General features: G+C 61.3%; 25 protein-coding genes and 2 tRNA genes. 8 read left to right on the forward strand and 19 right to left on the reverse strand.

Annotated elements, in window-relative coordinates; translation table 11 throughout:
• A partial coding sequence (locus tag EWM57_RS21420) for a hypothetical protein (RefSeq protein WP_207218313.1) occupies positions 1–283 on the forward strand: 283 nt, incomplete at its 5' end.
• Between the two features lie 355 nt (positions 284–638).
• Here EWM57_RS21420 and EWM57_RS12795 read toward each other — a convergent pair.
• Both EWM57_RS12795 and EWM57_RS12800 read right to left on the reverse strand, forming a co-directional pair.
• Entirely contained in the window at positions 639–1,118 is a 480-nt protein-coding gene (locus tag EWM57_RS12795; RefSeq protein ID WP_129921548.1) for a hypothetical protein, read from the reverse strand.
• Positions 1,119–1,140: 22 nt separating this feature from the next.
• Complete coding sequence (locus tag EWM57_RS12800) at positions 1,141–1,923, reverse strand: hypothetical protein (protein ID WP_129921549.1); 783 nt, start codon at positions 1,921–1,923, stop codon at positions 1,141–1,143.
• A gap of 149 nt (positions 1,924–2,072) precedes the next feature.
• Here EWM57_RS12800 and EWM57_RS12805 point away from each other — a divergent pair, with 149 nt between their 5' ends.
• Together EWM57_RS12805 and EWM57_RS12810 are read left to right on the forward strand one after the other, a co-directional pair.
• The gene (locus EWM57_RS12805) at positions 2,073–3,689 is read left to right on the forward strand and encodes a hypothetical protein (RefSeq protein WP_129921550.1); all 1,617 of its coding nucleotides are present in this window, start codon (positions 2,073–2,075) and stop codon (positions 3,687–3,689) included.
• A 132-nt stretch (positions 3,690–3,821) separates the two neighbouring features.
• Positions 3,822–4,994, forward strand: a complete 1,173-nt coding sequence (locus EWM57_RS12810) for a hypothetical protein (protein ID WP_129921551.1) — start codon at positions 3,822–3,824, stop codon at positions 4,992–4,994.
• 114 nt (positions 4,995–5,108) lie between these two features.
• Here EWM57_RS12810 and coaE read toward each other — a convergent pair whose 3' ends face one another.
• The 8 genes from coaE to EWM57_RS12850 all read right to left on the reverse strand — a co-directional run bounded on the left by coaE (position 5,109) and on the right by EWM57_RS12850 (position 11,978).
• Complete coding sequence (coaE, locus tag EWM57_RS12815; protein WP_129921552.1) at positions 5,109–5,708, reverse strand: dephospho-CoA kinase; 600 nt, start codon at positions 5,706–5,708, stop codon at positions 5,109–5,111.
• Between the two features lie 149 nt (positions 5,709–5,857).
• Positions 5,858–6,814, reverse strand: a complete 957-nt coding sequence (locus tag EWM57_RS12820) for a YbbR-like domain-containing protein (protein WP_129921553.1) — start codon at positions 6,812–6,814, stop codon at positions 5,858–5,860.
• Between the two features lie 12 nt (positions 6,815–6,826).
• Positions 6,827–7,153, reverse strand: a complete 327-nt coding sequence (yajC, locus tag EWM57_RS12825; RefSeq protein ID WP_129921554.1) for a preprotein translocase subunit YajC — start codon at positions 7,151–7,153, stop codon at positions 6,827–6,829.
• A 135-nt stretch (positions 7,154–7,288) separates the two neighbouring features.
• A complete protein-coding gene (locus EWM57_RS12830; RefSeq protein WP_129921555.1) occupies positions 7,289–7,813 on the reverse strand; it encodes a DUF1573 domain-containing protein in 525 nt (174 codons plus the stop codon).
• Positions 7,814–7,927: 114 nt separating this feature from the next.
• Positions 7,928–8,929: an isocitrate/isopropylmalate dehydrogenase family protein gene (locus EWM57_RS12835; RefSeq protein WP_129921556.1), complete on the reverse strand. Its 1,002-nt coding sequence runs from the start codon at positions 8,927–8,929 to the stop codon at positions 7,928–7,930.
• 260 nt (positions 8,930–9,189) lie between these two features.
• Complete coding sequence (locus EWM57_RS12840; RefSeq protein ID WP_129921557.1) at positions 9,190–9,501, reverse strand: YtxH domain-containing protein; 312 nt, start codon at positions 9,499–9,501, stop codon at positions 9,190–9,192.
• A gap of 104 nt (positions 9,502–9,605) precedes the next feature.
• Positions 9,606–10,796: a transcription antitermination factor NusB gene (gene nusB, locus EWM57_RS12845; protein ID WP_129921558.1), complete on the reverse strand. Its 1,191-nt coding sequence runs from the start codon at positions 10,794–10,796 to the stop codon at positions 9,606–9,608.
• 90 nt (positions 10,797–10,886) lie between these two features.
• Positions 10,887–11,978 (reverse strand): Glu/Leu/Phe/Val dehydrogenase dimerization domain-containing protein, encoded by a 1,092-nt coding sequence (locus EWM57_RS12850; RefSeq protein ID WP_129921559.1) that lies wholly within the window; start codon positions 11,976–11,978, stop codon positions 10,887–10,889.
• 186 nt (positions 11,979–12,164) lie between these two features.
• Here EWM57_RS12850 and EWM57_RS12855 point away from each other — a divergent pair, with 186 nt between their 5' ends.
• Entirely contained in the window at positions 12,165–13,949 is a 1,785-nt protein-coding gene (locus tag EWM57_RS12855) for an ABC transporter ATP-binding protein (protein ID WP_129921560.1), read from the forward strand.
• 58 nt (positions 13,950–14,007) lie between these two features.
• Here the strand turns inward: EWM57_RS12855 and EWM57_RS12860 are convergent, their stop codons facing one another.
• Complete coding sequence (locus EWM57_RS12860) at positions 14,008–15,147, reverse strand: NAD(P)/FAD-dependent oxidoreductase (protein WP_129921561.1); 1,140 nt, start codon at positions 15,145–15,147, stop codon at positions 14,008–14,010.
• 107 nt (positions 15,148–15,254) lie between these two features.
• Entirely contained in the window at positions 15,255–15,749 is a 495-nt protein-coding gene (locus EWM57_RS12865) for a T9SS type A sorting domain-containing protein (RefSeq protein ID WP_129921562.1), read from the reverse strand.
• A gap of 332 nt (positions 15,750–16,081) precedes the next feature.
• Here EWM57_RS12865 and EWM57_RS12870 point away from each other — a divergent pair.
• The 3 genes from EWM57_RS12870 (at position 16,082) to EWM57_RS12880 (ending at position 17,214) form a co-directional block, all read left to right on the forward strand.
• A tRNA-Pro gene (locus EWM57_RS12870) sits at positions 16,082–16,155 on the forward strand.
• A gap of 101 nt (positions 16,156–16,256) precedes the next feature.
• Positions 16,257–16,330, forward strand: a tRNA-Pro gene (locus tag EWM57_RS12875).
• 176 nt (positions 16,331–16,506) lie between these two features.
• Positions 16,507–17,214, forward strand: a complete 708-nt coding sequence (locus tag EWM57_RS12880; RefSeq protein ID WP_129921563.1) for a hypothetical protein — start codon at positions 16,507–16,509, stop codon at positions 17,212–17,214.
• Between the two features lie 68 nt (positions 17,215–17,282).
• Here the strand turns inward: EWM57_RS12880 and EWM57_RS12885 are convergent, their stop codons facing one another.
• The 5 genes from EWM57_RS12885 to EWM57_RS12905 form a co-directional block, all read right to left on the reverse strand.
• The gene (locus EWM57_RS12885) at positions 17,283–17,807 is read right to left on the reverse strand and encodes a hypothetical protein (RefSeq protein ID WP_129921564.1); all 525 of its coding nucleotides are present in this window, start codon (positions 17,805–17,807) and stop codon (positions 17,283–17,285) included.
• A 152-nt stretch (positions 17,808–17,959) separates the two neighbouring features.
• On the reverse strand, positions 17,960–19,675 hold the full coding sequence (locus tag EWM57_RS12890; protein ID WP_129921612.1) for an ABC transporter ATP-binding protein: 1,716 nt from the start codon (positions 19,673–19,675) through the stop codon (positions 17,960–17,962).
• 143 nt (positions 19,676–19,818) lie between these two features.
• Complete coding sequence (truA, locus tag EWM57_RS12895) at positions 19,819–20,616, reverse strand: tRNA pseudouridine(38-40) synthase TruA (RefSeq protein ID WP_129921565.1); 798 nt, start codon at positions 20,614–20,616, stop codon at positions 19,819–19,821.
• Positions 20,617–20,708: 92 nt separating this feature from the next.
• Positions 20,709–21,269, reverse strand: a complete 561-nt coding sequence (locus EWM57_RS12900; protein WP_207218314.1) for a GNAT family N-acetyltransferase — start codon at positions 21,267–21,269, stop codon at positions 20,709–20,711.
• 3 nt (positions 21,270–21,272) lie between these two features.
• Positions 21,273–22,475, reverse strand: coding sequence for a thiolase family protein (locus EWM57_RS12905; RefSeq protein WP_129921566.1), 1,203 nt, complete (start codon positions 22,473–22,475; stop codon positions 21,273–21,275).
• Between the two features lie 89 nt (positions 22,476–22,564).
• Here EWM57_RS12905 and EWM57_RS12910 point away from each other — a divergent pair, with 89 nt between their 5' ends.
• Complete coding sequence (locus EWM57_RS12910; protein WP_129921567.1) at positions 22,565–23,041, forward strand: DUF4293 domain-containing protein; 477 nt, start codon at positions 22,565–22,567, stop codon at positions 23,039–23,041.
• A 79-nt stretch (positions 23,042–23,120) separates the two neighbouring features.
• On the opposite strand, the gene EWM57_RS12915 is transcribed toward EWM57_RS12910, so the two are convergent.
• Both EWM57_RS12915 and EWM57_RS12920 read right to left on the reverse strand, forming a co-directional pair.
• Positions 23,121–23,924 carry a DUF4476 domain-containing protein gene (locus tag EWM57_RS12915; RefSeq protein WP_129921568.1) on the reverse strand — a complete coding sequence of 268 codons (804 nt, stop codon included), beginning with the start codon at positions 23,922–23,924 and terminating at the stop codon, positions 23,121–23,123.
• A gap of 212 nt (positions 23,925–24,136) precedes the next feature.
• On the reverse strand, positions 24,137–26,065 hold the full coding sequence (locus EWM57_RS12920) for an OmpA family protein (RefSeq protein WP_129921569.1): 1,929 nt from the start codon (positions 26,063–26,065) through the stop codon (positions 24,137–24,139).
• Positions 26,066–26,097: the final 32 nt, after the last annotated feature.

Genomic DNA, 26,097 nt, shown 5'->3' on the forward strand with positions numbered 1-26,097 from the left:
GGTAAGCAGCGTTTCGCTATCTGCAAGAAAAATCGTTTCTTTTTTTCTTGCTCTGGCTCCTGGTGCGGCCGCCTCGTTCAAGCGGGGTGCAAAGGTAACCAGCAGTTCGCTTTTTCCAAGAACCCAAGCGAAAAAAGTTTTTCGCCTTTCGGCCTTTTCACCGTGCGGTGCCCTCTTCCGGTTGAAGCGGGCTGCAAAGGTAAGTGGACTTTTCTGCTTTTTCCAACTCCCTGAGCCAATCTTTTTTTCAGCCCTAGAGCGCAGGGCTCCGAAAGGAAAATAAAGCTGGTCGAGTAGTGGGATCCAACCGCGTTTCGGTTTGGGAGTGCAAAAGTGCGGCCTTTTCCCCGCCTTTCCAAACCCACTCCCCAACTTTTCTGCTCGGCTTCCCGTATTAGGGCGGCTTCGGCAAAAGCAGTGACTGGTGGGCAGGCTGTGGTACAGCTACTTACCGCCACCGATAAGTTCAGCTGGCGCTAACTTTTTTCTACAAATTTTCTTGGCGGCTCCCTTCGCCTAGACTTTAGCGGACAAATGGAAGCCGAAAGTGCTCTGGCAGCTTGGAATGGCCATTTGCTGTTCTTGCGGCTGGCCAGATTGGCTGTCGACAGGATCCAACTCGCTGGCAGGCAAAAGGATTAGCTCAAGCGAGGGGTTGCTTTTGCGGTGGAGAGCCAGCGCTGCCCTATTATAAAGGGATACATGAGCATAGCCGGCTCGGCAAAGTAGCGCCACCGGTAGCCCACGAAGAAAATCAGGCTTAACAGCCACACGGCAACCACCGGCGTGAGCAGTAAAACGTCGGGCCGGTGCAGGCGGATACCCTGAAAACCGGTGACGCCGAGCAGTAAACTGAGCAAAAAGGCAGCGTGGACGACAGCCGTGACGGGATGATAGGCAGTGCGGGGCGCGTCGGCAATGAAGTTTTCGGGTGAGAAGAACAGCACCGTTTTGCGCAGCCAAAGCTGAAGCTCCTGCTGGGGATGAGCCAGTACCCACTGGCGGGCCAGGCGGGCCCGGGCCCGGCCTTCCTGATACTGGTCCAGCGCATCCAGGTTGGGAATGTGGACGCGCACGAACTGGTCGAAGGGTTGGGTTCGGTCGTCCCAGTCGAACATGAAACGGCCCTGGGTTACGGGATTATGGCCCTGTAGCAGTTCGAAGCCAGCCTGGTTGCTGAGTACGAAGGAAGAACAGGCGGTGGTTTTTCAGCAGAATAGGTACGTGAGCCAGCAGGAGCATTGCCGCCGTTACGGCTGCCAGGCCCAGAGCTCGTCCTCGCGGCTGAGCTGCGGATTGCCGGAGCAGAAGCAGCCATACCAGGAAAACCAGCCCGTAGACGGCCAGCAGGTAGCCGCGCAGCAGGCAGGAAACCGTGACGCTGGCCGTGATAAGCAGCGCATCGAACCCAGTGAGCAGCCGGCCGTCCAGCAAGCGTAGCAGTTTGTAGACGACCAGAATCAGCAGGGGCAGCACCAGATTCTCGTACCACATATAGGCTCCTATATAATAGAAGACCGAAGGATAGAGCAGCCAAAGCAAAGTGCCGGCCCACGCCAGCGGGGGCGCCACGCCGAAATAAGCCAGGGTACGCTGCACGTACAGCCCGCCCAACAGGTAGCCCCCGGCGGTGAGGGCAAATACCAGCAGCGTGAAATAATGCTTGGGCAGGCCGGCGCGCTGCCACTCTATATAGAGGAAGACGGGAAAGCTGGCGTGAAAGGCGTCGGACCGTAAGACGTGGCGCTCCGGGTCGAGGCTGACGTAGCCGCGGCCGGCGAGGTAATTATCGGCAATGCGGCCGTTGCGACGCTCGTCGTAGTTCCACTCCAGCCCCGGATTGAGGTGCAGCAGCAAGCCCAGCTTAAGCGCGGCCAGCACCAGCGCCAGGGGCCAAACGAAACGGGGCAGGGACTTCAGCACGGCGGCAGAGGAAATCAGGCAGAGTGAGGGGCTAAAGTTGGCGGATAAAACCGGAATACCCCCGCAGCTTTTAGTTAGGTCAAGTCCAACTCGTACGCGGCAGTAGTACCTTGGCGGCTTCATGTAGTGGTTATATTGTCCCGTTCGTTGTGCGTCAGCCTGCCTCACTCCTCCCCCACCGCCTGCGCCGCCCGTTGGTAAGCCTGTTTTTTGGGGTGCTGGGCCTGCTGGGCGTGTTGCTGCACCGCGACTACGGCCTGCCCTGGGACGAGCAGCTCGACCGGCTCAACGGCATTATCAGCTTGAAGTACGTGGCCCTGAAGCTGGCGCCCGAGCGGGCCCGACAGGAACCCAGCTTCAGCGCTATTCCCGACATGCGCGACAATCAGGACACCGACCACGGGGTTATCTTCCAGTTGCCGCTGCTGCTGCTGGAACGGGCCGTGGGCGCCCACGATTCCCGGGACGTGTACTTTCTGCGCCATCTGGTCACGTTTTTCACGTTTCTGGCCGGACTGTACTTCTTCTACCGGCTGGCCACGGCCCGGTTTCGGAGCTGGACGCTCGGGCTGCTGGGGGCCGCGCTGCTGATTGGGTCGCCGCGCTTTTTCGCCGAGGCCTTCTATAACTACAAGGACCTAGTGTTTCTGGCTTTCTTCAGCACCGGCATCTATACCCTCACCCGGCTGTTGCGGCGCCCGACGTGGCGCACGGCCCTGCTGCACGCCGCCGCAACCGGCGCCGCCATCGACGTACGGACGATGGGCGTGCTGCTAGTGGGCCTGACCCTTGGGTTTGTGGGGCTGGAGCTACTATACCGGCCGACGCTGCGAAGCCGCTTTGCCACGGCCGCGGCCCTGTGTCTGCCCGCAACAGCGGCAGTGGTAGTGCTGGGCTGGCCGTATTTGTGGGAAAACCCCGTGGGGCACTTTCTGGAGGCGTTTCAGAGCTTCCGGCAGTACCGCTCCGATATGCTGGTGCAGTATCTGGGCGAGCAGGTGTCGGTGCGGGAACTGCCCTGGCACTACGTGCCGGTATGGCTGCTGATTACGACGCCGCTGGCCTATTCTCTTTTCTTCGTAACAGGTGCGGCCACGCTGGCTCACCACGCGCTGCAGCGTCCCCGGGCCTGGCTGCGGACCCGCACCGGCCGGCAGGATCTGCTGTTTGCGGCCTGGTTTTTCGGGCCGCTGCTGGCCGTTATCGGGCTCCACTCGGTTATTTACGACGGCTGGCGGCACCTGTACTTCATCTACCCCGCGTTTGTGCTGCTGGCTTTGCGCGGCATCAGTCGGACGGGCTATTGGGCCCGGCGCGGCGAATCGGGCATAGGGCGCTTAGCAGCCCTGGGCGCGTTGCTTGCCTTGGCCGGCAACGGGGCCTACACCACTTTCCGCATGGTGCGGGAGCATCCTTACCAAAATATGTACTTCAGCGGCCTGTCGGGGACGGCGGCCGAGCGGCTGTTTGAGCGCGACTACTGGGGACTTTCCGGGCGCGAGGGACTCGAATGGATTCTGGCCCACGACGCCAGCCCCCGGGTGAAGGTTGGTACCGATGCCCGCACGGGCCTGATGCTGCACAATGCCAGCCTGATGCTGCTCCCCGCCGAGCGGGCCCGGGTGGTGCTCACCAGCGCCGACCAAGCCACTTACCTGCTGACCGTGTACCGCTGGCACCCGCAGCCCTACCCGGCAACTCGGGGCCGGGAAGTGCACCAGATCCGGGTGGAAGGCATCAAAATCCTGTCGGTGTTCCGACGTTAAGAGGCTGCTTGGACAACTCGTGTACGGCGGGCTCCGGGCATAAATCAGCCCGCCGTGCCATCTTTGCCCGCAAAACAATCTGGCTGGCCTCGTTGCTATGCTTTCGTTTCGTTCTGCTTTTTCGCCGCCTTCATGCCGCTACTTGTTGTTGCTGATGCCGCCCAGGTTCGCCAGTTCCTGGATTTGCCGGCCCGCCTGTACCACGACCAGCCCAATTGGATTTCTCCCCTCGACCACGAAATTGAAAGCGTTTTTGACGTCGGCAAGAACCCCAACTTCAAGAACGGGGAAGCTATCCGCTGGATTCTGACCAACGCCCAGAATGAGGTCATCGGGCGGGTGGCAGCGTTTGTCAACAACTCCACGGCCTACACCGACCCCACGCTACCCACCGGCGGCATGGGCTTTTTTGAGTGCATCAACGACCAGGCAGCGGCCAACGAGCTATTTGAGGCCGCCCGGCGCTGGCTGCTGGAACGCGGCATGCAGGCTATGGATGGCCCCATCAACTTCGGGGAGCGGGACCGGTTCTGGGGCTTGCTGGTGGCGGGCTTTACCGAGCCCAACTACGGTATGTTCTACCACCAGCCTTACTACCAGCAGCTGTTCGAGAACTACGGCTTTCAGACCTATTTCAAGCAGTACACCTGCTACCGGTCGGTTTCGGCGCCCCTGCACCCAAGCTTTGCCCGCACGGCCGAGCGGTACGCCCGGGAGCTGCCCGCCTTCCGCTTCGCCCACGCCGATAAGGGCAACCCCGAAAAGCTGGCTCAGGATTTCCACCACGTCTACAACCTGGCCTGGGCCAACCACTCGGGCATCAACCCGATGACGCTCGACAAAGCCCGGGACCTGGTCAAGCAGATGAAGCCGGTAATTGACGACCGGCTGGTGTGGTTTGCCTACCACGAGGACGAGCCGATTGCCTTTTTTGTGAGCTTGCCCGAGCTAAACCAGATTTTCAAGCACGTGGGCCGCAAGTTTGGGCTGGTGGGCAAGCTGCGCTTCCTCTGGGAGCGGTACAAGTTCAACCGCCGCCAGCCCAAGCGCATGTTCGGCCTGATTTACGGGGTCGTACCCGCTTTCCAGGGGCAGGGTGTGGATGCGGCCATGCTCGTGCACGCCCAGCAGACCCTGCTGGCGGCCGGCTACACCGACATTGAAATGAACTGGATTGGGGACTTCAACCCCCGGATGCTGGCCGTTATCCGCTCCATCGGGGCACGCATCTACAAAACCCACGTCACCTACCGCAAGCTTTTCGACGAAACCCGCCCCTTCGAGCGCAGTCCCATCATTAAGTAGATTTTTCAGTACCCTATTTCTTTTCAGCTCTATAATAAGGTCCGGGTGTATACCCTGAATAGGGCCTTATTATTCAGGAAAAAATAATAAGGTACCAACGAAGTGATTAGCTCGTTAGTGGGCCTGCCGAAATGCTGCATCCAGCTTCAGCACCTGCGGAATGAGCAGGTGTTGGTCGTCGTTGTGGAGCACGTAGTCGGCGCGGCTGAGCTTTTCCTCCTCGCTCATCTGCTTGCCCACGATGGCCAGGATATCGTCGGCGGTGCGGTGGGGGTCGCGGAGCAGCACCCGGGCCTGCCGCACGGGCAGCGGGGCAAACACCGTGATAATCCGGTCGAGTTGGCGGTAAGAGCCGGATTCGAACAGCAAGGCGGCCTCCTTTATAAGGTAAGGATGCCCCTGCTGTTGCTGCGCCTCGGCCCACTGCTCGAAGTCGCGGCCCACGTGCGGATGCACCAGCGCATTGAGACGGGCCAATTGGGCTGGGTCGTTGAAGGCGACTTTGGCGAGGTAGCCGCGGTTTAGGACGCCGGCGGCATCGAAGGCTTCGGGGCCGAAGGCTTGCTCCAGCTCGGCGCGCAGGGCCGAGTCGTGGGCCATGACCCACTTGGCCCGAAAGTCAGCATCGTAAACCGGCACCCCGAGCACCTGAAACAGGCGGCACGCCACGCTCTTCCCCGATCCAATTCCGCCCGTTATTCCAATCCGCAGCATATGGTGAAGTGGTGAGATGGTGAAGTGGTGACGTGTTAATCTGATGGCACGGTTGGAACGATGAAACGGAAAGTGGCAGCTGGCTGAGGGTCACCGCCCGCATTGCGCACGTCGGCGCCGCCAGCACGGCAGCTCACCATTTTACAAGTTCACAATTTTACCACTCGCACGGCAGGCGTCAAGATCCGGACGCCGCGGGCCAGGCGGGGCGTTTGGGCCAGCACGGGCTGCAGGCTGGAGTCGGGCGTATGAAACTGGCCGTAGTGCAGCAGCACCCGCACCTGGCTCAGGTCGAGGCGGGCCGTGTCCTCGGCGAAGCACTGCACCTGCACCTGCACCGTGGCCGGCCGCAGCCGAAACTGCTGGTCGGCGGGAAAGTCGTGGAGCTCGGGCACCACCCGCACCGGAATTGTGACCAGGGGGCGGGGCTGCAGGCGCACACGCACGTCCTGCACGTCGGTCTGCACCAGGGCCGGCCCGCCGATGGGTACGCTCATTGCGCCTTCGCTGCTGCCGGCCGGAGCCTGGGGCAAATGCACCGGATACGGACTGGCCAAGCGGCTCACGGTGGCGGCGGGGCCCCGGAAGGCAATGCTTTCGGGCGTAAACACGGCCGCGTAGGGCAAAGCCGAGCCGTCAGTGTTGGGGCTGAGCGTGAGGGCGACCCGGCGGGTGATGAGCCGGTCAAACTCCACCCAGAGCGTATCGTTGAGGATGTAGTTGAACTGCAAGGACTCCATGGCCGCCTGCAAAGCCGGCCGCAACGACTGGCCGGTCACGAAGCGCGTGGCGGGCAGCCGGCTGAGCCGCACTTCAGCGGGCTTCACGTCCAGGAGCAGGTTTTTGCGCAGCAGCTTCCAGCCCCGCCCAGTCACGTTGACGGCCACCTCGGTGGGCAGGGGCCGCACCGGAATGTAGCGCTGGGTGTCGTAGCGCCACACCAGCGGGTAGGTGATGCGCGTGGTGTAGGTCTTGTTCAGCGCGTTGAGTAGCCAAAACGTGGAAGCGGCCAGAAAGCACGCCGTAATGGCCCGCCAGTAGCTGCGCTCCTGCCCGTAAAACGGGCTGACAAACCAGCGCAGCAAACGGGACGAACGGGCCAGCACGATACAGCGGAATTAGGGAGTAGTCACCACGGGAGCCGCCGGCGTTTTCGGCGCTACCTCGCGGGCAATGGCCGTACGGTCGAACTTGAGGCGCGTACCCCGGTCTACCTCAATAATAACGGATTCCTCGCTTACCTCCACCACTTTGCCGTGCAGGCCACCGATGGTTACCACGTTGGTACCCTTGGTAATGGCCTCGCGGAATTTCTTGGCTTCGGAAGCTTTGCGCTGCTGGGGCCGGATCATGAAAAAGTAAACAACGGCGGCAATGGCCACCGGAAACAGCAACGACGTGAAGCCTTCACCGGCCGGGGCTTGCAATAAAAGAGTCAGCAACATGGAAAGTCGGGTAAAAAAATTACGGGCGGCCGAAGCCTAGGAAGGACCTCACCGCGCGGCCCGGCAGCTCAGTGCTGCGCGGGCTCACGCAATAAGGTCCTTCGCAAACATGAGGACGCCTAAAAAAACGTCAGGTTACTTCACCGGACCGGCGGCCCCGTCAGCTAGCACGTTGGCTTTGATAACCACCTGGGTGATGTTGGGCTGAGTGTTGGCCCGTACGGCAATTTCCTTGTTTTGGAGGCCGGTTTTGCCGTGGCTGTCGAACTGCACGTCGATAGTGCCCGAAGCGCCGGGAGCAATGGGCTCCTTGGTCCAGTTGGGCGTAGTGCAGCCGCAGGAAGCGGTGGCGTTTTCAATCAGCAGGGGCGTTTTGCCGGTGTTGGTGAAGCTGAAGGTGTGCTTCACCACGGCGCCAGGCTGAATGTCGCCGAAGTTGAACTCGCTTTCGGTGAAGGTCATCACCGGGGCGTTGGGGTTGGGGGCGGTGGTTTCGCCGGCCACGTTCGGGTTGTCGACCGTGGGGTTGGCGGCATCACTAGCGGCGGTGGCGGCGGCGTTCATGCCTTCGGTGCCCACTTCGGAAGTCTTGTCGCTGTTGCAGGCCCCCAAGAAAACCATCCCGGAGAGCAGCAACGCAGAAAACAGAGTACGTTTCATAAGAAAGAGGATGGCGGATTAGAAGCCATCAGAGCGTTAAAGGTAAGACGAAGCGACGAAAAAAAGCACGTCATGCCCGGCTAGGCCCGGCATGACGTGCTGAGTTGAAGCGGCCTAAGCCAGGTTATCGATGATGGACTGGGCAAACTCCGAGGTGGTAGCCTTGCCGCCCAGGTCGCCGGTGCACTTCTCGCGCTGCTTGAGCGTGGCATCCAAGGCGGCCTCAATCCGGTCGGCGTAGGTATGCTCGCCGAGGTGGTGGAGCATCATCAGGCCCGAGCGCAACAGGGCCGTCGGGTTGGCTTTGCCCTGGCCGGCAATGTCGGGGGCCGAACCGTGCACGGCTTCGAAAATGGCCATGTCGTCGCCGATGTTGGCGCCGGCTACCACGCCCAGGCCGCCCACGAGGCCAGCGCAGAGGTCGGAGAGGATGTCGCCAAAGAGGTTGGTGGTCACCACCACGTCGAACTGCTCGGGCTTGTTGACGAGCTGCATGCACATGTTGTCGATGATCTTATCCTCGAACACAATCTGCGGAAACTCGGTGGCGGCCTCTTTGCAGGCGTCGAGCATGAGCTTGCCGGCCATCTTGAGGATGTTGGCTTTGTGGGCCAGGGTGACTTTTTTGCGGCCATGACGGGCAGCGTAGGCGAAGGCCGCCCGGCAGATTTTGCGCGAGCCGGCCACGGTGATGCGGTTGAAGGAGTCAGAAATGCCCAGGCGCTCATCGTACACTTCGAGGCCCGAGTACAGGCCCTCGGTGTTTTCGCGGAACAGCACCAAGTTCACGCCCGAGTAGCGGGAGTCGATGCCCTCGGTGGTTTTGGCGGGGCGCACATTCTGGTAGAGGTCGTATTTCTGACGCAGGGTGATGTTGATGCTGCGGAAACCCTTGCCTACGGGCGTGGTGATGGGGCCTTTGAGGGCCACCCGGTTTTTCTCCAGCGAATCGAGCAGGGCCTGCGGAATCAGCTCGCCCGACTGGTCAAACGTGGTTTGGCCGGCGTTCTGCTCTTCCCACTGCACGGGCACCTGCGCGGCGGTGAAAATGTCCTGAACTGCCTTCGTGATTTCGGGCCCGATACCGTCGCCGGGGATGAGGGTGATAGTGTGCATGCTATGGGGATTGTACTGAAAATGGGGACGCTGCAAAGGTACTCAACCCGCTACGGCTATCATTTGCCCGGGGCGAAAAGATAACCCCCGCGCGGGGCGGGCGGGTGGGCGTTGGTTCAGCCGGCAGTATAAGGCCGCAATTCTGAATAAGCCCTGAAGACGCCCCGGCGCGGAGCCGGGGCCTAAAGAAAATGTGCTGATGCGCTGCCGGCAGTTTCCTGTCCATCAGCCCATCAGCACATTCCCGGGTCAACGCATTTCTAAAGGGTTTTGCGGGAGTTGATCTGGTTGATCAGCTGATCCACGTCGCCGAGCAGCTGCTCGGCTTTGCTCTTGGCGTCCTGAATCACGCGCTGGCCTTCGCTTTTGGCAGTGGAGGCCGGGCCGTCGGCGCGGCTGGTGACGAGGTTTTCGGTCAGGTCGGCCAGCACCTCGCGGTACTTTTCGAGCTGGTAGCTGAGCCAGCTACGGGTTTCGCGCCCCTTTTCCGGAGCGAACAGGAGGCCTACGGCCGCCCCGGTGAGGGCGCCGCCTGCGAAGCACAGAATGCCGGTAGTGGTTTTGCTACCCATAATGCGAAAATCGTGGCGTGGAGGAATTTTGGAAAGGAACGGAGCAAACATACTCAACGGCGAGCCGGCGGCGCAGGTTGCCTCCGCCAGGCCCACGTTGTCACTTACTGGTTGTCGAGCAACCCGCGGCCCGACTTGCGGATGGCGCCGCTGGCCGTCAGGTCCTGGGCCAATTTATCGAGAATACCGTTCACAAACTGCTTGCTCTTGGGCGTGCTGTAGAGCTTGCTGACTTCAATGTATTCGTTGATAGTGACTTTGACGGGAATATTGCGAAACAGATGCATTTCGCAGAGGGCCATCTTCAGAATAATCTTGTCGATGAGGGCCACCCGCTCCACGTCCCAGTTCTGGGTCGATTCGGCAATAAGCTTCTCGTACTGCTCGTCGGCCTGCAGCGTTTCTTTGTACAGGGTTTCGGCAAACTCCTTGTCGTCCACCCAGTTGGCCGACAGCGACATCAGCTCCAGCTCGTCGGTAGCCGCCTCGTCGAGCATCTTGACGGTCTTGAGCACCAGGTTTTTCACCACCGAGCGGTTTTCCTCCCAGTTCAGGTCGGCTTCCTCAATCTGGGCGGGCATGGTTTCGCCCTTGAAAACGTAGGTCTTGTAGAGGTGCTTCAGGATTTCCTGATCCTCGGCGTAGTTGCCGGCCGGGGCGGCCAGGTAGCTCTGAAACTCGGCGTCGTTCTTGATTTCGGTGCGCCAGGCCTTGCGCAGGGCTTCGAGCTCCTCAGTGCCGGTCCACTTCAACGAGCGGCGGATGGTCAGGTCCTGGAGCTGCTTGTTGCTGATGAGCTTGGCCAGGGCGGCGTTCTGCTCAAAGCGGGTGGTATCGAGCAGGGCTTCCTTGGAGGGCGTGAAGCGGCGGGCCTCACGCTCCTTTTCTTCCTCAATCACCCGCAGAATGGCCTCGGGCAGATTGAGCAGGTGGATGTACTGGTCGTGGATGCTCTCGGCCCCGTGCACCATCTGCCCGCCGTAGAACGAGGCGTCCTTGGCTTTCTGCTTCTGGTAGTACTTGATGGCGTCGGCCACGGCCTCGTTCACCTCTTTGTCGTCGAGCTTCTCGACCTCGGCGCCGCTGCCGGCTTTGTGCCACTCCTTGAAGACGGCCTCGGCCATCTTCTGCTGACCTTTCAGCAGTTTACGGTCCTGGGCTTCGGGGGCGTTGAGGTCGGGAGCAAAGGCATCCGCGATGAGGTCATTGGCGAGCATGAAATCGGACCCGACAGCCTGATGATAGGCGTACAGGGCCTGCATAACCTTGATGCGGAGCGTGCGACGGTTGAGCATTCTGTTGAGTTGTCGGTTGTTAGTTGTTCGTTGTCAGTTGTTAGGTCGTTCAACGATACTAACAACTGACAACGAACAACTAACAACTCATTAGTAAGTGGACTTGACTTTGCCCAGGGACGCAATGCGCTCCTCGGCTTGTTTGGTGGCGGCGGCCTGCGGGTGGCTTCCCTCCTGCTCGGCTTTGGCCAGTACCTGGGTGGTAATGTCGAAAATCTTCTCGGTCTGGTTGAGCGCACCCTGCCGGCTGCTGCCCACCACTTCCGAGTACACGTTGATCAGACCGCCCGCGTTGATCAGAAAGTCGGGGGCGTACACGATGCCGCGCTCCACGAGGGCCGGGCCGTGCACATCCTCGTTCTTAAGCTGGTTGTTGGCGCAGCCAGCAATAACCTGGCACTTCAGGCGGCCGATGGTGTCGTCGTTGATGGTGGCGCCCAGAGCGCAGGGCGAGTAGATGTCCACGTCCTGGTCGTAGATTTCATCGAGGCCCACCATTTTGGCGCCGAAGCGGGTGGCGGCCTCCAGGGCGCGGTCTTCGTAGTAGTCGGTCAGCACGAGGTTGGCGCCTTCCTTCTGCAGGTACTCGAGCAGGTAAGTGCCCACGTGGCCCACGCCCTGCACGGCAATGCGCTTGCCCGAGAGGCTATCCGAACCAAACGCCTTCTTAGCGGCGGCTTTCATGCCCATGTACGTGCCGTAGGCCGTTACCGGCGACGGGTCGCCCGAGCCGCCCATGCTTTCGGGCAGGCCAGCCACGTGCTTGGTTTCCATCCGGATGTACTCCATGTCCTTGGTGGTCATGTTCACATCTTCGGCCGTGATATACTTGCCGTTCAGGTTTTTCACGAAGCGGCCAAACTTGCGCAGCAGGGCTTCGGTCTTAAGCGTTTTGGCGTCGCCGATGATGACGGCCTTGCCCCCGCCCAGGTTGAGGCCCGAAATAGCGGCCTTGTAGGTCATGCCGCGCGAAAGGCGGAGCACGTCATTCAGAGCTTCGGCGTCGGAGGCGTAGTGCCACATGCGGGTGCCGCCCAGGGCAGGACCCAGCACCGTGTTGTGGATGCCGATGATGGCCCGCAACCCGGTTTCGTGGTCGTGGCAGAAGACTACTTGCTCGTGTTGATGCTCGGCAATCTGGCCGAAGACCGACGTGTCGGTCAGGGTTTTGATTTCAACCATGGGGGCTGGTAAAAGGGAAATGGGTGGGAAGTTGGAGGGGAGCAGGTTGTTGTATCTTTGGCGAGCGGGCTGCGTAGCCTGTTCAATCCGGGTGCAAAAGTACCCAATTTTTCCCAGCCGGCCAGTGAATGCCCTACTATTGTGGCGCGGGCCCAGGGCAGCTCCCCACGCTTCAACTCCTTACCCGTGCGCGCTTTAGCCTCCACCGATAAGTATATTTTCCGCTATAAGTGGCACTTCCTGGGCGGGGTGCTGTTCGTGGCCCTGAGCACGCTGCTGGCCATCTTCCCGGCCCAGATTGTGCGCTATTCCTTCGACCTGGTCGGGGAAGGCATTGACCTCTACCACCTTTTTGCGGGCACCGCGGCCCAGGACGGCGTCTACTCCCTGTTTGGGCGCAACGTGCTGCTCTACGGCCTGCTCATCGTGACTATGGCGTTGCTGCGGGGCATCTTTCTGTTTTTCATGCGCCAGACGCTCATCGTGATGAGCCGGCACATCGAGAATGACCAGAAAAACGAGATTTTCCAGCATTACCAGTCCCTGCCGCTGAGCTTCTACCGCCGCCACAACACCGGGGATTTGATGTCGCGCATCAGCGAGGACGTAGGCCGGGTGCGCATGTACATGGGGCCGGCCATCATGTATTTCCTGCAGCTGGTGCTGCTGTTCGTGCTCATCATTCCGCTGATGCTGATGGTGAACGTGAAGCTGACCCTCTACACCCTGCTGCCCTTGCCGGTGCTGAGCGTGAGCATTTTCTACGTCAACAACCTGATTGAGCGCAAGTCCGACGAAATCCAGCGCAGCCTGGCGGCCATGACGACGTTCGTGCAGGAGGCGTTTTCGGGCATTCGGGTGCTCAAGTCGTTTGTGCGGGAAGAGGATTCGCACCAGCAGTTCAGCCTGGCCAGCAACGACTACAAGGAAAAGTCGCTGAGTCTGAACTTCGTCAACTCCCTGTTTTTTCCCCTGATTCTGTTCCTGATTGGCATCAGCACCATCGTCACGGTGTGGGTGGGCGGGCAGGAAGTGATTCGTGGCACCATCACCACGGGCAGCATCGCCGAGTTCTTGATTTACGTGAACCTGCTCACCTGGCCCGTTACGGCCCTGGGCTGGACCAGTTCCCTGGTGCAGCGCGCCGAAGCCTCCCAGGCCCGCATCAACGAGTTCATGAACCAGAAAACGGACATCGTGAGCCGGCAGAACATCAGCCAGGAAATCCAGGGCGACATCGTCTTCGACCACGTCTCGTTCACCTACCCCGACACCGGCATTCAGGCGCTCAAGGACGTGTCGTTCCGCATCCGGCCGGGGCAGACGCTGGCCGTTATCGGCAATACCGGCTCGGGCAAGAGCACGGTGGCCGCCCTGCTCTGTCGCCTTTACGACGTGATGGACGGCGCCATCCAGGTCGACAGCGTGGACGTGCGCGACTTTTCCCTGAACTCGCTCCGGGAGCAGATCGGCTACGTGCCCCAGGACGTGTTTCTGTTTTCGGACAGCATCCGCAACAACATCAACTTCGGCCTCGATAACCCCACCGAGGAGCGCATGCAGCAGGCCGCCATGGACGCCAGCGTGTACGACAACATCATCCGCTTCCCCGAGGGCTTCGACACCAAGCTCGGCGAGCGGGGTATCACGCTTTCGGGCGGACAGAAGCAGCGCGTCAGCATTGCCCGGGCCCTGGTGAAAGAACCTAAAATCCTGATTCTCGACGACTCGCTGTCGGCAGTGGATACGAACACCGAAAACGCCATTCTCAACAGCCTGCAGCGCATCATGCACAACCGCACCAGCCTCATCATCAGCCACCGGGTGTCGTCGGTGAAGCTGGCCGACGAAATCCTGGTGCTCGACGACGGCCAGATTATTCAGCACGGCACCCACGAGGCGCTCATGCAGCAGGAAGACGGACTCTACCGCGCCCTCTACGAGCGGCAGCTGCAGAGCGAAGAAGCGTAATCTGTGTAGCTGTCCGTTATTAGTATCGTTGAACGACCTGATAACTGACAACGAATAGCTAAGCGCTAAGCATTTCCGCCGCCCGCTTTCCCACCCCGGCGCCCATAGCCACGCCCATGCCGTTGCAGCGCAGGGCCCCGAAGATGCTGGGCGCTAAGGGCTGCACGATGGGCGCCAGCTCGGCGCCGAAAGCCATAACCCCACTCCAGCGGTAGTCGATGCGGGGGCGCTGGCCGGGCAGGATAACCTCAGTAATCAGCTTTTCGAGTTCGTGCTGGACCAAGTCAGTCAGGCCGGGCTTGGTGGTGGCTTCGGCAGCGAAGTCGAGGTTACGCCCCCCGCCGAGCAACAGGCGGTTATCGACCTGGCGGAAATAGTAATAGCCTTTGTCGTAGTGAAAGGTGCCGGGCAGATTCAGGCCGGCAATGGGCTCGGTGACGAGCACCTGCCCGCGGCCGGGCTGCACGTCGAGGTCGGGGAAAAACTGCCGGCTGAAGGCATTGGTAGCCAGCAGCACCTGCCCGGCTTCGATAGTGGCCTGGGGAGTCTGCACGCTGACACCGGTGCCGGTTGGCTCCAGAGCCGTGACCGGGCAGCCGTGCAGCACCACAATGTCTTCCTGCCAGGCCAGTTTCAGCAGGGCGTGCATCATGCGGCCGGTGTTGAGCGCGCCCTCAGCCTGATTTTCCAGCATCGTCGTGACCCCGCCCAGGCGCAGGCGCGGCAGCCCGGCGCTGGCGTCGCGGAACGTGTCGGGCCGCCCGATAACCGGGGCCAGCAGCTCATTGAAGTAACCGATATGGGCCCGGCAGGTCTGGGCCAGCTCCGCTTCCTGAGTTCGAAACAGCTCGTAGCCGCCCACGGCCTCGTAGCGCAGGGCCGCGTCGCCGAGCAGGCTGCGCAGCAACCCCAGCCCTTCCCAGCGCGCCCGTACCACGTCCAGCAAAGCCGCCGGGCCGCCCCTTTTTTCCTGTTCCAGCAGCTCGGAAATACTCCCGAAGCAGGCGAAACCGGCATTTTTGGTGCTAGCGCCGTTGGGCAGCATGTCGCGCTCCAGCACGCAGATGCGGGCCCCGGGCCGGCGGCGCTTGGCGAAGATGGCCGCCGTCAGCCCCACGATGCCAGCCCCCACGACGACCACGTCGAAGCCCCGCAGAAACTGCTGGTGCTCCCAATAAGAAAAGGCTGGCTGACTCATGCCTAAAGGTAGTAAGCCGACGGGAGCCCCACGGAACTGCCGCCCACGAAAAGGCCCGAAAACGCCGGAGCATTTTCGGGCCTGCAGGTTCGGAATAGACTAATAGACTACTGCCCCACCGACACGCGGCGCATGCCGCTCCGGGTACCGGCCGTGCAGTGCACGATGTAGTAGCCCGGCGGCAGGCTGCTCACGTCCAGCACCGTGGATTCGGTGCCGGCAATAACGTCGCGGGTGATGACGGGGCGGCCTTCGGCGTCGTTGATTTCCACGCGGGTGGGCCCCGTCACGTCGGTGCGCACGGTGAGGCGCTTGGTAAGCGGGTTAGCCTCGGCCCGTACCCGAATGGCATCGGTGGAAGGCGGGGCCTGCTCCATTTTGCTGGTAATGAGTTCTACCGGGGCAGCTTTGGCTTCCGGCGCCGCGGGAGCGGCGGCCACTACCACAGTCGCAGGCTTGGCCACGGCCGCCGGCTTGGCTACCGTTTTGGCCGGAGCAGCCTTGGCGGACATTGGCTTTGGGGACTTGCTCTGGGCCGAGGCGGTACCGGCCAGGGCGAAAGTGCTCAGCAGAAAAGTAAGCGCGAGAGTAGCTGTTTTCATACGCGGAGGAAACGTTGGGAAAGGAATTCCCGTGTGGAGCAAAAGTAATTAAATCCTGACTGGGCCGCCGCAAGCAAAAGGCCTCAACGACGGGCGCCGGCGAACAAAAGGCCTGCCAACCATGCGGAAGCTACAAAAAATTTCGCGGCTCAACCCTAGTCGGCGGGCGGCAGCCAACGCCCACTTATTGAACAACTTCCCGATTGACACCCCTGGCAAAACCCGGTTTTTCTGCGTTTGACAACGGTATTTTCCGGGTCAGTTTGCAAAAATATCCGGGCAGAAGTTGCGGGAGACGTTGATTCTGCCTTACATTTGCAACTCAATTCTCTCGGGGTGTAGCGTAGCCTGGTATCGCGCCAGCATGGGGTGCTGGAGGTCGTAGGTTCGAATCCTGCCACTCCGACGGAACAGTTTACTGTCAGAAAAGCCTCCGAATTTCGGTTCGGAGGCTTTTTTTGGCCGTAAGCAATGAAAGAGTACCTGTGCACTACGCAGCACAGTTTTCGGGGTGTAGCGTAGCCCGGTATCGCGCCTGCTTTGGGAGCAGGAGGCCGCAGGTTCGAATCCTGCCACCCCGACGCTAGCCTACTAGGTCAACAAAAAGCCCGCGAAACTTCGGTTTCGCGGGCTTTTTGGCGTTTAAAGGTTTTGCTGCTGGCTGCCAGCTCGCTGTAAGATATTCCCCGGCCAAAGCCAATAAAGCGTTTGGGCGGCCCGTTAGGAGCACACTTACCTAACGCATCCTTATATGAAAATGCAACCATTAGCCCTGGGCATCCTGCTAGGGGGCGCCACCATGCACGGAGCTCACGCCCAGCTCAAGGAGCGCACGGTGTTGCTCAGCGGCAGCGTCGGCTACAGCAGCGGCAAAATCGATGGCTCAACCCAGTCTGTGCCCACCGTGCCATCCTTGCCAAACAGCTCCAGCGGCCGGAGCCTGCAGCTTTCCCCCCAGGTTGGTTTCTTCATTGCCGACAACCTCGCAATGGGCCTGAATGCCGCTATCGGGTCGGGTAAAAACACCTCCTTTCAGCAGGTTTACACCGGGACGGGCGCCGTGGAGACGTTTACCAACAAGGAGATTTCCAAGCAGTTCAGCTTCGGCCCCTTTGCCCGCTACTACCACTTGGTGGGCGAAAAAGCCGGGTTCTTTGGGCAGTTGGCCGGCGGCTACCAGCGGGCCTCCGGGGACTTCTCCAGCAGTGCGCCGTTTACGGCCTCCCGCGTCACGAAAAGCACTGGCGGCTACGTGAACGTGATGCCCGGCTTCGTGTATTTTGCCACGGCCAAGCTAGGGCTGGAACTAACTCTGGGTAGCCTGGCCTACACCAAAGCCACCACTACCACCAAGGCAGAGGACCCGACCCGCTCGGAGCTGAAGAGCACCAGCAGCAGCTTTGCGGCCAATTTCGGCCTGCGCAACCTCTCTCTCGGCGCCTCCTTTCACCTGGGAGGCAATTAAACTCCGTAAAATCCCCTCCGGCCCGCTGCTAGCAACGCAAGCAGGCCGGAGGCTTTTCCAGGCTAACCTTACTTCACCACGGCCAGCACCTCGGCCTGGTCGTCGGCGCCGAAGCGCTCCAAGTAGACCTGCGCGAGCTTGAGCTGATGCTGCTCGGCGTATGTTTTCACCCCGCTGTAGAGCTTGTCGGGCGCCACGAGGTAACTGGCCTGAATTCGGGCCTGCACCACGCGCTGGCCGGCGGCAAAGGTGCGGTAGCGGTACTCCGTGGGCAGCTGCTGCGACACGGTGTCGGCCACGATTAGGCCGACAAAGGCGCGCACGGTGTCTTCGGCGGCGGCGGGGTCGTTGTAATAGATGTTGGCCAAGTCGCCGCGCAGCTGGCCCGTGGCGTGCAGCTGCTGGGCCTGGCGAAACATAGGGCCAAACTGCTCATTGCTGACGCGGCCCGAGAAGTAGCGGCCGGCCAAAAAAATCGGTTGCGCCGTGGTTTGCTGCTGCACGTCGGCCGCGCGGAAGCCCCCCAGGTAGGTGTAGACCCCGGCAAAGCCAAAGGCAATCAGTAAGGCAGCAAGAAAAAGCCAGCGGGTCATCGGTGGAAAGAGGAAATGGTGAGGTGGTGAAGTTGGACGGTGAGCCGGGGGCGGGTACCTGCCGAGTGAGAGGCAAAGTTGCGGAGCCAACTAGTGGCCTCTGGAAGTTGGGTGGCCTGGCCACAACTCCATCAGTTCCGCAACTTCCCCTTTTACCCCTGTGCGCTCAAAGCATCCTTGTATTGCATCTGGTAGAGCTGCTGGTAGAAGCCGCCCTGGCGCAGCAGCTCCTCGTGGGTGCCGGATTCCTTGATTTCGCCGCGGTCCAGCACGATGATGCGGTCGGCTTTCTGGATGGTACTCAGGCGGTGGGCAATGACGAGCGAAGTCCGGCCCTGCATCAGCTTTTCAATGGCTTGCTGAATCAGCTCCTCGGTTTCGGAGTCGACCGACGAGGTAGCCTCGTCCAGGATGATGATGCGGGGCTGGTAAACCATGGCCCGCACAAAGCTGATAAGCTGGCGCTGGCCCACCGACAGCGTGGCGCCGCGCTCCATCACCGGGTAGAGTAGCGCGCCGGGCAGCCGCTCGATAAAGCGGCGGGCGCCTACCAAGTCGGCGGCGGCCCAGATCTGCTCGTCGGTAATGTCCTGGTTGCCCAGGGTGATATTGTCCTTGATGGTGCCGGCGAAGAGGAACACGTCCTGGAGTACCACCCCGATATGGCGGCGCAGCTCCTTGAGGTCATACTCGCGCAGGTCGTGGCCATCGACGGAAATCGTGCCCTTGTTGATTTCGTAAAAGCGGCTGAGCAGGTTGATGATGCTGGTTTTGCCCGCCCCGGTGGCGCCCACGAAGGCAATGGTCTGGCCGGCCTGCACCTCAAAGTTCACGTCGCGCAGCACCCACTCCTCGTCGTTGTAGGCAAACCAAACGTGGTCGAATTTGACGTCGCCGCGGATGGTGGCCGGGGCGTAGCTGCCGTTATCGGCAATGAGTTCCTTGCTGTCGAGCAGCTTGAGCAGGCGCTCCGTGCTGACCAGGCCCAGCTGCAGGGTGTTGAACCGGTCGGCAATCTGGCGGATGGGCCGGAAAAACAGGGCATTGTACATGATGAAGGCAATCAGGGCGCCTTTCGAAATCGTGCCCTCAATCTGGCCCTGGGCGGCGTACCACACCAGCAGCCCCACTCCTATTGCCGCCAGCACCTCAGCCACGGGGAAGTAGATGCTGTAGTAGAGCACCGAGCGGATGTTGGCCCGGGTGTGCTCCTGGTTGATGGCCTTAAACTTGGTGAATTCGCGCTCCTCGTTGTTGAAAATCTGGACCACGTTCATGCCCGTCAGGTGCTCCTGCACGAAAGAGTTCAGGTTGGCCACCGCGGTGCGCACCTCCTGAAACGACTTCTTGACCTTCTCCTTGAACACGTAAGTGCTGAACAGCAGGGGCGGAATCACCGAGAGGCTCACCAGCGTCAGCCGCCAGTCGATGTAGAACATGAAGGCCATGATGAACACCAGCTGCAGAATGTCGCCAATCATAGCCGCCAGTCCCTCGCTGAACACGTCGGACAGGGTTTCCACGTCGGAGATGTTGCGCGTGACGAGCACCCCGATAGGCGTGCGGTCGAAGAACTTCAGGCGCAAATCCAGAATGTGCTTGTAGAGGTCCACGCGGATGTCGCGCACAATGTACTGGCCCAGCCAGCCGCCGAAGTAGGTTTGCAGGTAGCTGACCAGGGCGTGGGCCACGAGCAAAATCACCAGCAGCCCGAACATCTTGTTGAGCCCCAGCAGGTCGCCCTGCTCAATGCTCACGTCGACCATGCGCTGAATCAGGAAAGGGCGCAGGGTGCCCAGCGCGGCGGTGGCCACGGTGAGGAAAATCAGGAAGTAGAACACCCGCTGGTAGGGCCGCACGTACTGCATCAGCCGGCGCAGCACCTGCCAGTCGAAGATATTGCCGGTTTTGGTGGCCTTGGTTGCTTGCTCCACGAAAGGGTCAGGTTAATCAGAAGAAGGAAGACGCTGCCGGAGTAACTACCGAAAGCCGCCGGAGGTTGCACCCAGCCTTAGCGCGGGCGGCCCGCAAAATACGGCATTCCCGTCGGCGCGGCGGCTTCGGGCACTAGGCCCTCGGGGTATTCCACCCGGCTCAGAAACAGGCCCTGGGCCGGGGCCGCGCTGCCCGCGTCTACCCGGCTCTGGGCCAGCAGGATGGCTTTAAACTCCGCGGCCGTGATTTTGCCCCGGCCCACGGCCAGTAGCGTACCCACTACCAGCCGCACCATGCCCCGCACGAAGCGGTTGGCCCGGATGCGGAACACTAATCCTCCCGGCTCCTCGTGCCAGCCGGCCTCGTAGCAGGTGCACACGTAGTGGTTTTCACCGCCCTTGACCTTGGAGAAGCTGGTAAAGTCGAAGGAGCCAATCATGGAAGCCGCGGCTTCGTTCATGGCTTCCACGTCGGGGTGCCGGTCCAGATACAGGCTGTGGGCCACGCTGAACGGGTCGGGCACGGTGCGCACATGGTACTCGTAGGTGCGGGCCTCGGCGTCGAAGCGGGCGTGGGCGCGGGGCGGCACCTCATGCAGCAACCGAGTGGCAATGCCGGGCGGCAGAGCGCGGTTGAGGCGGTAGACCACCGTGGCTTCTTCGAGGCCCGCGGGCAGCTCGGCGTCGAAGTGAATCACCTGATGGCTGGCGTGCACGCCGGTATCGGTGCGGCCGCTGCCCAGGGTGCTGATGGGCTGGCGCAGCACCTGGCTCAGGCAGCGCTCCACCTCCCGCTGCACGGTCAGCGTGTTGGGCTGCACCTGCCAACCGTGGTAAAGCGTGCCGTCGTAGGCCAGATGAAGGAAGTAGCGCACTTTGGGAATTCTGAATGTTGAAGGTTGGATTCTGAATTGGGAATTACGAAAAGACCGGAAGTGGGCGGGCCGGAGAATTCAGAATTCAACGTTCAGCGTTTGAGCGAAGCGAATAAGAGCCCGTCCAGGGTTTCGCCGTCCTTGGTAATGCTTTGGCGCAGCCGGCCTTCCAGCGCGTAGCCAGCCTTGGTCAGCACCCGGGCCGAGCCGGTGTTGCGGTCGAAGATGGTGGCGTAGAGGCGGCAGACGTCGAAATGAGCAAACGTGTACGCCGACAGTGCCTGCACGGCCGCCGTAGCCAGGCCCCGGCCCCAGTACGCCCGGCCCAGCCAGTACCCGATTTCGGCGCTGCGGTGGTAGATGTCGGCCTGAAAAACCACGCTGATACTACCCACCGCGGCCCCGTCGACCTCAAAAGCCAGGTGAATGTCCGCCGAGTCCGGCGCCGACACGAAGCTGATGTAGCCCTGAGCGTCGGTTTCGGAGTACGGGTGGGGAAACACGTCCCGCAGATTCTGCCACACGCCCCGGTCGTTGGCCTGCGCGGCTAGGCTCGGGGCATCCGCTGCCGTCCAGGGCCGCAGCCGGGCGCCCGACACGGCCAGGGGCAGTGTCGGGCGCAGCAGGTCTCCGGTGGCGGCGGACTGAGCCAAGCGCTAGAGCTTTTCGAAAATCATGGCCGCCCCCTGCCCCACGCCCACGCAGAGCGTGGCCAGACCGTAGCGCACGCCTTCGCGGCGCTGCAGTTCGTGCACCAGCGTGGCCGTGATGCGTGCCCCGCTGGCCCCGAGCGGGTGGCCAATGGCAATGGAGCCCCCGTTCACGTTCACCTTATCCGGGTTCAGGTCCAGGTCGCGGATGCAGGCAATGGTCTGGGAGGCAAAGGCTTCGTTGAGCTCAATCAGGTCCAGGTCGTTGATGGTCAGCCCGGCTCGCTGCAGGGCTTTCTGCGTGGCGGGCACTGGTCCGATGCCCATCAGGGCCGGATCCACACCCGCCACGGCCGTCGACACAATGCGGGCCAGGGGCTTGAGGTTGTAGCGGGTCAGGGCCTCTTCGCTCACGACCAGCACGGCCGCAGCCCCGTCGTTGATACCCGACGAGTTGCCGGCCGTCACGGTGCCGTCCACGGGCTGGAAGGCGGGCTTGATGCTGGCCAGCTTTTCCATCGACGACAAACGCGGGGGCTCGTCGGCGTCAAACAGAGCGGTATCACCCTTGGGATACGGCACAAACACGGGCACGATTTCGCGACGGAACCGGCCTTTTTCGAGGGCCCGCTGGTACTTGCGCTGGGAGTTGAAGGCGTATTCGTCCTGCTCGAGGCGGGTAATGCCGTACTTGCGGGCCACGTTCTCGGCCGTTTCCCCCATCGTGTACGGGTGGTGCAGCTTCGAGAGTTTGGGGTTGGTGAAGCGCCAGCCCAGGGTGGTGTCGTGGGCCGTCAGCTCCCGCCCGAAGGCCGTTTCCGACTTGGCCATCACGAAGGGCGCCCGAGTCATGTTTTCCGAGCCGCCGGCCAGGTACACGTCGCCCTCGCCGCAGCGGATGGCGCGGGAAGCGTCGATGATACTCTGCAGGCCCGAGGCACACAGGCGGTTGACGGTGATGCCGGGCACGGTAATGGGCAGCCCCGCCAGCAGGGCCGCCATGCGGGCCACGTTGCGGTTGTCTTCGCCGGCCTGGTTGGCGGCCCCCATAATCACGTCTTCAACGGCAGTTTTATCCAGGGAAGGATTGCGACGAAGCAGCTCGCGCAGCACGTGCGCGGCCAGATCGTCGGGACGCACGCTGCTGAGGGCACCCCCAAATTTGCCGATTGGGGTGCGGACGGCGTCCACGATATAAGCAGTTTGCATTAGGTTGAAATGCGGTTATTCCGGTCGTTGTTGGCTACTTTTGCCGGCCGGCCCCGGTGGGGTCAGACCGAACTGAATTAACTACAAAGATGATACAAAGAATTCAAAGCGTGTTTCTGCTGCTGCTGGCGCTGGCCATGCTCAGCGTGGTTTTCCTGCCCATCTGGAGCAAGCTCGACCCGCTCAGCAACCAGGAATTGGTGCTCACCGCCACCAAGCTCACCTACGCCCACGCCGACGCGGGCATGTCTGTCCCGACCCCGACCTACATCATTGCCGTGCTGGCCGTAGCTTCCGCCGCCGTGGCCCTGTTCGAGATTTTCCAGTTCCGCAACCGCTTTATGCAGCTCAAGCTGGGCATCCTCAACTTCCTGCTCATCGTGGCCACCATCGGGGCTAGCTTCTACTTCTCGGGCGTGGGCGAGAAAATGCTCAACGTCAAAGTCCCCGGCACGTTCGAGGCGGGCTTCTACCTGCCCACGCTGGCGCTGGTGCTGAACCTGCTGGCCAACCGCTTCATCCGCCGCGACGAGCAGCTGGTGCGCTCCATGGACCGCCTTCGGTAAGCTACTGCGTAAGTCACAAGCCACAAAAAAAGGCTTCCGTACTGCACGGAAGCCTTTTTTAATGTTAAACCAGCGGCTACTAATTGCGGCCCCCACCCACGGCGCGTTGTACCTCCTGTACGCTCGTCTGGAAGTCAAACGTGTCGTAGATCCGGTAGAAGTTCTGCCGGTCGGCCACGCGGGCGTAGGCGTATTTGGCCAGCTCCACCTTGGAGGCTTCGAAGTCGAAGGTATCGAGCAGGCGCCGCAGATCGTCGGACTGGATGTAGGTCTGGTCCAGGGCCTGTTTGGCAATGCTGAGGCGGTTGCTGTCGAATGAGTTGCGCTTCACCGTCTGCACCAGCATATCCGCATCCTGCGGCGACATCACGCGCAGGTTGTTGCCGCCGTCGTACTGCCCCCCGTAGCCATCATTCGGATTGCCGTAGTTGCCGCCGTCATTCGGGTAGCCGTAGTCAGAGTCGTAGCCGCCGGGCGCATTCTGATAGCCGCCGTGGTTGCCGTGGCCGTAACCATTACCGCCGCGCCCGGGGCCGTAGCCGGGATACAGGGCCACCTCCGCCACTTTACGCAGCACGGGCGCGTAGCCCGAGCGGGTAATCAGCACGAAGCTGGTTTCCAGGCCGGGGTCCAGAAATACGCGGGTGCGGAAGTTATAGGGCCGGCCGTAGCCGGTCGGAATTACAAACTCGGCCCAGTGGTAGCCGGGCGTCAGCCGGTCGATGTGAACCTGCCGGGCGGCGCCGCGCGTGAGGGGGCGGCCGTCGAAGATAAGCTGGAAGGACATGCCCCGCTCAGAGGCAAAGTTTACGTTGGCCGGAGCGGCCCGGAGCCCGGAGGCCAGCAGCAGCAGACCCAAGCAAAGTAGTAGCGCCTTTTTCATGGCAGTGCAGAAGGGTAATTCGTGGAAGCAGATTGTCCGCTCCTAGAGTCTCCTTAAAGCCAAGGATTGTGCCATAATCACCCCGGTGAGCTGCCCAACCGAAGAAGCCGCGTCTAGCCAGTGGAATTCAGTCTGTTTTGCACAACAGCCCCAACAAAAAGCCCCGGCATCTGGGATACCGGGGCTTTTTGTACGTGAATAAGCGAAGCAGCCTATTCGTCGATTTTGGTCACTTTGAACTCCGTGCGGCGGTTGCGCTGGAATTCGTCCTCCGTTTTAGCAGCCTTCAGCACCGGGCGGGTTTCGCCGTAGCCTTTGGCCGTAATCCGGCTCTTGTCGATGCCTTTGGAAATGATGTAGTCCACGGCCGACTGCGCGCGTTTCTGCGACAGGGTCATGTTGTAGGCATCCTTACCGCGGGAGTCAGTGTGGGAGCTTAGCTCAATCGTGATTTTGGGGTTGTCCACCAGCGTTTGCACCAGCTTATCGAGCTCCACGGCGGCATCTGGCCGGATTTCGGCTTTGTCGTAGTCGTAGAAGATATTCTCGACGACGATGGCCTTGTTCTTCACGATTTTGGTGAGCGTCAACGTCACGGGGACCTTCACGTCGTTCATCTCGTTGGGCAGCTGATCCTGGGTCGGCTTGCGGCCCACGGTGCTGAGCGTGTTGCGGGCCGCAAAATACCCGTCGCGGTCAGCCAGCAGGCCGTAGCTGGCGGCCGCCGTATCGAGCTTGATGGTGAACTTGCCGTCGGCGCCGGTCGTCACGTCCTGGATTTTCTGGCCGGTGCTGCTGAGCAGCGACACGGTTTCGTTGGCCACGGGCAGGGTTTCGCCGGTCTTGTCGTTGCGCTCCACCAGCGTGCCGTCGGCGTAGAACGTGACGAGCTTAAGCAGCTTCTTGTGGAACATGTACAGGTCGTCGCTGCCCTTGCCGCCGGCGCGGTTTGAGGAGAAGACGCCCATGTCCTTACCCGTGAAGTAGGGCGCGAAGTCGTCGCCGTTGCTGTTGATGGGCGCGCCCAGGTTTTTCACCTTGCCCTTGTCCACCATGAATATGTCGAGCTTGCCCAAGCCGGGGTGCCCGTCGGAGGAGAAGTACAGCGTGCCGTCGGGGGCCACGGCAGGGAAGTTGTCGTTGCCGGCCGTGTTGATCTGGTCGCCCAGGTTTTCAGCGGGCGTGAAGCGGCCATTCGGGCCCAGCGTAGCCTTGTAGAGGTCGATACCGCCCTGCCCGCCTTTGCGGCCGGAGGCGAAATACAGCGTCTGCCCGTCGGGGGCAAATACCGGCGAGAAGTCGTCGGCGGTCCGGTCGTTGATGTTGATCAGCTTGGGCTCCTCCCACACGCCGTTCTTGAAGAACGACGCCCACAGGTCCACGCTCAGGTAGCCTTTCTTGGAGCCGTTGTTGGAGCGGGCAAACACCACCATCTTGCCGTCCGGGGTGTAGGTGGCGCTGGCTTCGTGCTTGTCTTCGCTGTTGAAGATGGGCTCGAGCTTGCGCACGGTACCGCCGGTCATCTTGGTGGCATCATCAAACTTGATGGCGTACAGGTCGTTGAAGCCTTCGCCGTTGCCGGGGTACCTCTTGCCTTCCCGACCGGAAGCAAAAACCAGCTCCTTGGTTTCGGGCATCATGGTCGCGCTGAAGTCGGAGGAGGGTGAGTTCACCTGATCCAGCGCCATTACTTCGTTGTTGGTACGCATGGCCACGATGTCGTTGCCGGCGCGGGCATTCTTGGCTTCCACTTCGGCCCGGGCAGCCAAGGTGCGGTTGGCTCCGTTTTGGGCGTAGCTGTCCAGCTGGGCGGCGGCCTCGTCGAACTTACCGTTGGCCTTCAGGGCCAGACCGTAATAAAATGGCGCCTCCCCTGCTTTCACTCCCCCATCAATGGCAGCCTTGTAGAAAGGCTCCGCCTGCTCAATCCGGTTGGACAGCCGATACGCCTCCGCCACCCGATAATTGGACGTTGCCACGTTTTTGCCGTGGGCCACATCGGCCTTATAGAGTTCGATGGCAGTTTCATATTCGCCCCGAGCAAAGCGTTTATCGGCTTTGCTCAGGCCGCCGGAAGCTGCACAGCCGCTCAGCAGGGCCGCCGAGCCCGCCGCGGCGTATACAAACAGTAGTTTCCTCATGAGTTAAATAGGGGGGTGGAGTGGAATGCCAA

This window comes from Hymenobacter persicinus (assembly GCF_004167665.1).
Lineage (GTDB): Bacteria > Bacteroidota > Bacteroidia > Cytophagales > Hymenobacteraceae > Hymenobacter > Hymenobacter persicinus.